Genomic DNA, 1721 nt, shown 5'->3' with positions numbered 1-1721 from the left:
GCGGCGGAGTACGCGGAGGCCGCCCGGGAGAGGCTGGAGATACCCGGAGAGGACGGCTACGACCTCGACATGGCCTCTTTCCCCCGTCTCGCGTTCGTGGCAGAGGGCGAACTGCTGGCCGTGTCCCATCCCACCGGGGTCGCCCTGTGGGACTGGGAGGCGGGAAAGGAGGTCGCCTTCGTCGGTGAATCCCTGCCCGACTTCGCGGGTCTGCCGACGGTGAGCCCGGACGGCTGCCGCTTCGCCTACCTGTCCACCGAGGGCGGCCTGCACGTCTTCGACCTGCGCAGCGGGGAGCGGACCATGTACTTTCCGGACCTGGTCGGCCTCCTCGCCTACGAGCCCGTGGTGTTCTCCCCCGACGGCGGGGAGGTCACGATCGGTCCCGGGGGGACCCGCAGGATCGACCTGGAGACGGGCGCGGTCACCGACATCTGGGAGGAGGCGGTCGGCTGGGCCGCCTACTCGCCGGACGGCGAGCACCTCGCCCTGAACCAGGGGAGCTTCGTCGCGGTGCTGGAGACCTCGACCGGACGCGAGGTGTTCCGCAGGGAGGGAGTCCTGGGGGCCGAACCGGGCTCGGTGGCGCTGCCCAACGACGAGGGCGACCTGCTCTACCTGTCCGCCAATCCGGAGGCGGTCGTGCACATCAACTACCTGACGGAAACCGAACCACGGCTCTTCAGCCCCGAGGGCGAGCCGCCCTACCTGTCCGAGGAACTCGTCGTGGCACCCGGCACGGACCGGTTCCACCTGCTGCACGGCGCCAACTTCATCACCGGGTCCAGCGGACGGCGCACCACCTGGGACCTCTCCACCGGTGAGGAGGTGACGTCCGGAACGGACGGGGCGGGCGAGGCGGACAACCGGACCCTGGCGGCGCACCCGGCGGGAGAGGTGCTGGCCGTGCTGCCCCGGGAGGCGACCACCGTCCTCGTCGTCGACGCCGCGACCGCTGAAGTCCTGGCCGAACTCGGCTGATCGGAGAGGACCGGGATGCTCCCCCTGCACCCGCACGACCCGCCCGCCATCGGACCCCACCGGCTGCTCGGCAGGCTCGGCTCGGACGACACGGCCCACCGCTACGCGGGCGGGACCGGCGGTCGTGTGTCCGCCATGGTCGTGCTCCTGCGTCCCGGGAGCGCCACCGACCCGTTGTTCCGCGGCGAGTTCGCGCGCCGGGTCGAGGCCCTGCGGAAGCTGAGGAGCCCGTACGTGTGCCGGCTGGTCGGGGCCGACACCCGGGGCGCGGTGCCCTGGGCCGCGTTCGCGCGCCGGGACGAGGAGACCCTCGCCGACCGTGTCGAGCGGAACGGGGGCGGTCTGCTCCCGGAGGAGTTCCCGTCCGTGGCGACGGCGCTCGCCGCCGGTCTGGCCGACCTGCACGAGGCGGGGGTGTCCGTCGGGCCGCTGCGCGCGGAGGACGTCCTGCTCTCCTCCGACGGCGCCAGGCTCGCGGGGGCGTTCTCGGCGGCGCCGTCCGGTGCGGCGGCCGAGGACGTGCGCCACTGGGCGGTCCTGGTGTCCGCCGCCGCGGGGGACGCCGGACCCCCGCTGCGGTTCCGGAAGGTGATCGACGGCTGCCTGCACCCCGATCCGGACCTGCGGCCCACTCCGCGTGAACTCGTGCGGATGCTCGCGGGGACCGGGGCGGGACGGGAGAGCGGGGCGTCCGCCACCGGGCGGCGGCCCCGGAGGCGTGTGCTCGTGCCGTCGGCCGC

2 pseudogenes are annotated in these 1721 nt (G+C 74.0%); both read left to right on the top strand.

Annotation, left to right across the window (positions count from 1 at the left end):
- A pseudogene (locus tag DQW06_RS28245) lies at positions 1-981 on the top strand (WD40 repeat domain-containing protein); the annotation flags it as partial.
- A 15-nt stretch (positions 982-996) separates the two neighbouring features.
- A pseudogene (locus tag DQW06_RS28240) lies at positions 997-1721 on the top strand (protein kinase family protein); the annotation flags it as partial.

The sequence above is a fragment of the Nocardiopsis sp. TNDT3 genome, assembly GCF_003427465.1.
In the GTDB taxonomy this organism is placed as follows: domain Bacteria; phylum Actinomycetota; class Actinomycetes; order Streptosporangiales; family Streptosporangiaceae; genus Nocardiopsis; species Nocardiopsis dassonvillei.
The sequence above is the reverse complement of the archived record's forward strand: the minus strand, read 5'-3'. Positions and strand labels throughout refer to the sequence as shown.